At 62.4% G+C, this 6,228-nt stretch carries 5 protein-coding genes; all 5 read left to right on the top strand.

Annotated elements, in window-relative coordinates; translation table 11 throughout:
* Window positions 1-136: 136 nt before the first annotated feature.
* The 5 genes from JF66_RS09470 to JF66_RS25005 are packed head-to-tail and all read left to right on the top strand — an operon-like array spanning window position 137 to window position 6,004.
* Window positions 137-1,120, top strand: coding sequence for an ABC transporter permease (locus JF66_RS09470; protein ID WP_035877337.1), 984 nt, complete (start codon window positions 137-139; stop codon window positions 1,118-1,120).
* Between the two features lies 1 nt (window position 1,121).
* Complete coding sequence (locus JF66_RS09465) at window positions 1,122-2,072, top strand: ABC transporter permease (protein WP_035877334.1); 951 nt, start codon at window positions 1,122-1,124, stop codon at window positions 2,070-2,072.
* A gap of 4 nt (window positions 2,073-2,076) precedes the next feature.
* Entirely contained in the window at window positions 2,077-4,314 is a 2,238-nt protein-coding gene (locus JF66_RS09460; protein WP_051973352.1) for a dipeptide ABC transporter ATP-binding protein, read from the top strand.
* Window positions 4,311-5,540, top strand: a complete 1,230-nt coding sequence (locus JF66_RS25010) for an ABC transporter substrate-binding protein (protein WP_197059374.1) — start codon at window positions 4,311-4,313, stop codon at window positions 5,538-5,540. Before JF66_RS09460 ends, JF66_RS25010 begins: the two co-directional genes overlap by 4 nt.
* Window positions 5,432-6,004: an ABC transporter substrate-binding protein gene (locus JF66_RS25005; protein WP_255351521.1), complete on the top strand. Its 573-nt coding sequence runs from the start codon at window positions 5,432-5,434 to the stop codon at window positions 6,002-6,004. The genes JF66_RS25010 and JF66_RS25005 overlap by 109 nt, the downstream gene beginning before the upstream one ends.
* Window positions 6,005-6,228: the final 224 nt, after the last annotated feature.

The raw sequence follows: 6,228 nt of genomic DNA, 5'->3' as shown, positions 1-6,228 counted from the left end.
CTGCTTTGCACCTGTACACATGCACCTCACGAGGGTGCAGAGGAGGATCACCGTGGTTTCGACACGTTTGAAATTGGCAGTCGTTTGTTCCTGGAAGCCGGAGTGCTGGTTCTAACGGATCGGGGACCGATTCCGCATGATCTTTTATATTGCTCGTCGATTCGTTAACTATTTCATCCTGTCCGCGATCGCAACCTGCCTCGCATACGTCGTCGCCAGTATCGCCCTCGATCCGGCCGCCAAGTACTACGGCCGAAATCCCCAGCCGAGCGAGTCCACCATTACGGGGATTCTGAACGGCCTCGGAGCCAACCCGGATGTGCCTGTTCTCACTCGTTTGTGGGACTGGGTCGTCAATCTGGTTGCCCACGGGTCGCTCGGCAACACCGTCGGCGGCACTCCTGTCATCGATGAGATCGTCGCCCGTGCCGGGGTGAGCCTTCGACTCCTTCTGATCGGTTCCATCATTGGGGCCGTGCTCGGCGTCGTGTTCGGCGTGTGGGGCGCGGTCAAGCAGTACCGCGCGAGTGACCAGGTCGTGACCTACAGTTCCTATCTGATCTTCGCGACTCCGACGTTTGTCGTGGGTGTTCTCCTGATGATCGGTGCGACAGCCATGAACGGTGCCGTCGGAAAACAGCTCATCAACTTCACCGGTGAATACTCGGCCGGGTTGTCCGGACCCTGGTGGGTCCTGGCCGGAGACAGGGCGATTCACCTGCTCTTGCCCACCATCGCACTCGTGCTCATGGGCGCGGCCAGCTACTCCCGCTATCAGCGCAGCGTCATGCTCGACGTGCTGGCTGCCGACTACATCCGCACGGCCCGCTCCAAAGGACGCTCGCGCAATTCCGCGCTTGTCCGTCACGGTGTGCGGGTTGCGTTGATCCCGATGTCCACGTTCTTCGCCTACAGTTTCGGGACTCTCATTTCCGGATCCATCATGCTCGAGATCGTTTTCTCATTCCACGGCATGGGAGAGTTTGCGCTTCAATCCATCACGCAGAGCGACATCAACGGTGTGGCCGGCACGACGCTGTTCCTGGCCGTCCTCGTGCTGTTCTCCTCGACCCTGTCCGAAATCCTGTATTCAGCCCTCGACCCGAGAGTGAGGTACTGACATGGCTGACGTCGACATCAAGCCCGTTGAAAGCACCGCCTCGGCACTGAGCAGTGACGGTGGTGCCAACCTCGCGGGCGGCATCCGCTCAACCCGGGCGCGATCGCGCGGCCGACTCATCTGGCATCGCCTCACCCACACCCCTCGGTTCTGGGTGGGCGCGATCGCGATCGTGTTGATTGCACTGTGGGCAATTCTCGGTCCGGTCTTCTACCCGTTCTCGGCAACGGGGCGTGATCCACTCAATATGGGAATCGGCCCGACGCAGTTGCATTGGTTTGGCACGAACGGCATCGGTCAGGACCTTTATGCGCAGACACTCGTGGGGCTGCAGAAATCACTCGTGATCGGACTCATTGCCGGGCCGCTGGGCACCCTGATCGCGGCAGTGGCGGGCTCGGTCGCCGGGTACATGGGCGGCATCGTCGACAAGGTCATCGTCTGGTGCATCAACCTGCTTCTCGTGCTGCCCTCTTTTATTCTGCTGGTCATCCTCAGCCCGCTTTTCAAGGGACTGTCCTGGGTGTTCCTGACCATATTCCTGGCCGCATTCAGCTGGATGATTATGGCCCAGGTGATTCGCTCCCAAACCCGGTCGTTGCGGAATCAGGACTTTGTGAAGGCTGCCCGATACATGGGTGTGCCCATGCCACGGATTCTCGGGCGGCACATCATTCCCAACGTGGCCTCGCTGCTCATCATCGATGCGACGTTGGGTGTGGTCGGAGCGATCATGGCGGAAACAAGCCTGAGCTACTTCGGCTTCGGTGTCAGGGCCCCGGACGTGTCGCTCGGCACGCTGCTCTCCGACGGCACGAGCGCCGCCATCACCCGACCATGGCTGTTCGTCTTTCCCGCAGGCGTTCTCGTCGCAACCCTCTTTGCGGTCAGCCTCGTGGGCGATGCCCTTCGCGACGCCGTCGACCCGACCTCGGGAGTAAACCGTGACTAATTTTGTGACCGACCTCTCCTCCGCTGCCCGCGCGACAGGGAACCACTCGAAGGCGCGCACGCCGCTTCTCGAGGTCGCCGACCTGTCGGTGACTTTTCCGCAGCGGGGCGGGGCGGACGTCCATGCAGTCCGTGGCATCAGCTATCAGGTGAACGAGGGCGAGTTCCTCGGAATCGTCGGCGAATCCGGCTCCGGAAAGTCCGTTTCGTCCCTGGCACTGATGGGCCTCCTGCCGAGTTCGGCTGTGATTGACGGCACCATCACCTTTGGCGGCCGGGCCCTGCTCGACCTCAACGACCGGGAGCTCTCGAAGATTCGCGGCCGAGAAATCGCCATGATCTTCCAGGACCCCCTGTCAGCCATGACGCCCGTCTACACGGTCGGTGACCAGATCGCGGAGGCTCTGCTCCTGCATGATGCCGCGCTGAGTAAAAAAGCGGCCAGGGCGCGCGCCGTGGAGCTCCTCACCGTGGTCGGCATCCCCGATCCGGAGCGGCGGGCCAAGGCTTTTCCGCACGAGTTCTCCGGCGGGATGCGGCAGCGCGCCATGATCGCCATGTCGATCGCTAACGACCCGCGTCTCATCGTCGCCGACGAACCCACGACGGCACTCGACGTGACGATCCAGGCTCAGATCCTGGAAGTGCTGGAAACGGCAAAAGAACTCACCGGGGCCGCGGTCGTGCTCATCACCCACGACCTGGGCGTCGTGGCGGGACACGCCGACCGCATTGCGGTCATGTATGCCGGCAAACTCGTGGAGAACGGCACCACAGCTGACGTCTTCGCCGAACCGCATATGCCCTACACGATTGGGCTCCTGCGTTCGGTCCCCAATATGCAGACAGCCGGCACTCAGCGACTTGTTCCGTTGGAGGGGCGGCCACCCTCGCTCACGGCGCTGCCGCGCGGATGCCCCTTTGCCGCGCGCTGCCCGATTGCGATCGATGTCTGCCGGGAGATCGAGCCCGAACTTGCTCAGCACGGCACCGCCACCGGTAACGGTGCCGCTGACATCGAATTGACGGGGGAGGTTGCGGCCACGCACGTGGCGGCCTGCCATCGCTCTGCAGAGATCGCCACCGGAACGCTCACCCGCGTGGACATTTTTCCCCGGCCGGCGCCCTTGGCCGTGAAGCAGGCCGAAACGCGTGTGGAGGATGGTCCGGTGCTCACCGTGTCAAACCTCGTACGTCACTTTCCGCTCACCAAGGGCGGGGTATTTTCTCGTCGTATCGGAACCGTTCGGGCGGTGGACGGAGTGTCCTTCTCGCTGGCTGCGGGACAGACACTCGGGCTCGTCGGCGAGTCGGGCTGCGGTAAGTCCACGACGATCCTCGAGATCCTCGAGATGAGCAAGCCCCAGGGAGGCCAGATCCTGATCGACGGCAAGGACGTGGCCACGCTGAATCGCGCCGAGAAGCTTCGTCTGCGCAAGGAAGTGCAGATCGTCTTTCAGGACCCGATGGCGGCCATCGATCCTCGACTGCCGATCGGCGACATCATCGGCGAACCCCTCACCGTGCACGGGGTGAAGCCGGAAGCGATTCGTCAACGTGTGCGAGAGCTGCTCGATTTGGTTGGGCTGGACCCGGTGATGGCCGATCGCTACCCGCACGAATTCTCCGGAGGACAGAGGCAGCGAATCGGCATCGCTCGTGCGTTGGCGACCAACCCTCGGTTGGTCGTGCTCGATGAGCCCGTGTCGGCGCTTGATGTCTCGATCCAGGCCGGTGTCATCAACTTGCTCGAGGACCTCAAGGAGCAGCTCGGCCTCTCCTATCTCTTTGTGGCCCACGACCTTGCCATCGTGCGACAGATTGCCGACATGGTTGCGGTCATGTACCTGGGCCGCATCGTGGAGTATGGGCCGGTGGCCGAGGTGTTCTCCAACCCGCGGCATCCGTACACCCAAGCGCTCATCTCGGCGGCTCCCATTCCCGATCCCGTCATCGAGCGCAGCCGCCAGCGAGTGTTGCTTGAGGGCGACCTGCCCAGTCCGACGGAGCACATTGACGGGTGCAACTTTCGCAGCCGATGCCCGCTGTTCACGACACTCGACGCAGACAAGCAAGCCCTCTGTGCGAGTGCCGATCCCCACCTGACGCCCCACGGAACGGTGGAAGCAGCCTGCCACCACGTGGAGCTCACACAGACCGATCCGACCGCTTCACCCAGCAGTACAACGCACGAGTCCCACCAAGAAATAGCCTCACCAAGAAATAAAGGAGAATCACAATGAGACGGAAAAGTACTGTTTTCGCAACAGTCGCCGTTCTGAGTGCGTCTGCCCTGTTCCTCTCGGCATGCGCGCCCGGCAACACCGCAGCGGATGGAGCCGCCGACAGCCCGAGCGGTGCCGTTCCCGCGACAGCGTGGGACCGTGCCACGGCGGATGAGATTGCCGATGGCGGCACGCTGAACCTTGCGATCAATGCCATGCCCGCGAACTGGAACCCCGCGCAGGTGGACGGCAATGAGGTCGACACCAACAACACGATTGCTCTCACGACGGGCAGCGTTTACGACATCAGCGAGGAGGGAACACCTGAACTCAACACGAACTACGCCACGAGCGTTGAATTGATCAGCGAAGATCCTCAGGTCGTCGAGATCAAGCTCAACCCCGACGCGGTCTGGGAAGACGGCACCCCGATCACCTACAGAGACTACGCAGCCACCTGGGGCGCGATGAACGGGACTAACGAGGCCTACCAGCCGGCGTCGACCGCGATCTGGGAAGAGATTTCTGCCATCGAGCCGATCGAGGGCGACTTCGACTTCACCGTGACGTTCAGCGCGGTGAACGCAGACTGGGCATCCATCTTCGCTGACGTTCCGGGCATCCTGCCCGCCGTTGTGGCGTCGACGCCAGAAGCGTTCAACACCGGATACGTGACATCGCCGATGCCCTCGAGCGGCCCGTTCATGATTTCCGACATCGACACCACCGGTCAGGTCGTTACGCTGACCCGCAACCCGGCGTGGTGGGGTGACGTTCCCAAGCTGGAAACGGTCTACGTGAAGGTCGTCAGCGGCGATTCACAGGCCGCGGCCTTCGGCAACTCCGAAACCGACGTGCTCTCCATTTCGTCGAACGCGGATGCTTACCAGACGGCGCAGGCCCGCTCCGATGCCAGCATCCAGTCTTCCGGCGGGCTCACGTGGACACACGTCACGCTCAACGGTTCCAAGGGACCGCTCGCGGACGTGAAACTTCGCGAGGCCGTTGGCCATGCGATCAACCGTTCGCTCATTTCCGAATCTGCCAATACCCCCGTGGGCGTGCCTGCCACGACTCAGGCAGCTACATTTTCATGCCCGGACAGAAGGGCTTCGAAGACAACGTCGGAGACGCCATCGGCTTCGACACCGACAAGTCGAAGGCGCTGCTTGACGAACTCGGTTACACCGAGGGAGACAACGGCGCGCGTGAGAAAGACGGAGTGCCCCTCGTGCTCACGATGACGATTCCGGCAGAGACCGCGACGAACAAGCAGCGTGCCGTTCAGGTGCAGGCCGACCTCAAGGACGTCGGAGTCACCGTCGAACTCAATGAGGTGCCGGCAGCCGGGTTCTTCTCCGACTACGTCATCCCGGGTGACTTCGAAATGACCGGCTTCTCTTGGGCTGGCACGGCGTTCCCGATCTCGTCATCGGAGGCCCTGTTCTCCCCGGTCGATTCCGAGTCGAACTTCACGGGAATCACCGATGAGTCGCTCTCCGGACTCTACGACCAGGCGAACACGGAGCTCGATCCGGAGGCGCGACTCAAGATCGCCGACAAGATCGACAAGGTGCTTGCCGCCTACGTGCCGATCATTCCCCTGGCGCCGCTGCCGAATGTGTACGCGGTCAAGGATGGACTCGTGAACTACGGGGCCGAGCAGTTCGAGACCGTCGACTGGACGATCGTGGGCTGGAAGATCTAGGCACCATCCGCTGACGACAGCACGCGGGCGGGGTGAGGCCATCGGGCCTCGCCCCGCCCGTACGTCGTGCGGGAGGGGCGTCAGGGACGCGTAATCTGTCCGTGAGACCGTCCCCACGAGGCTTGTGCTCGAATGCGGTAGGATAGTTCCTTGGGTCTCACTGTGGCCCCGCTCATCCACTCTTCGTCGCCAGTGTTACTCTGCGGCATTCATTCTTCGTAAGG

The organism is Cryobacterium sp. MLB-32, from assembly GCF_000738085.1.
Taxonomy (GTDB): Bacteria; Actinomycetota; Actinomycetes; order Actinomycetales; family Microbacteriaceae; genus Cryobacterium.
The sequence above is the reverse complement of the archived record's forward strand: the minus strand, read 5'-3'. Positions and strand labels throughout refer to the sequence as shown.

What these genes read in the sequence shown, in the direction of transcription:
- JF66_RS09470 (WP_035877337.1), top strand. Translation starts at nt 137, where the DNA reads ATGATCTTTTATATTGCTCGTCGATTCGTTAACTATTTCATCCTGTCC.
- JF66_RS09465 (WP_035877334.1), top strand. Translation starts at nt 1,122, where the DNA reads ATGGCTGACGTCGACATCAAGCCCGTTGAAAGCACCGCCTCGGCACTG.
- JF66_RS25010 (WP_197059374.1), top strand. Translation starts at nt 4,311, where the DNA reads ATGAGACGGAAAAGTACTGTTTTCGCAACAGTCGCCGTTCTGAGTGCG.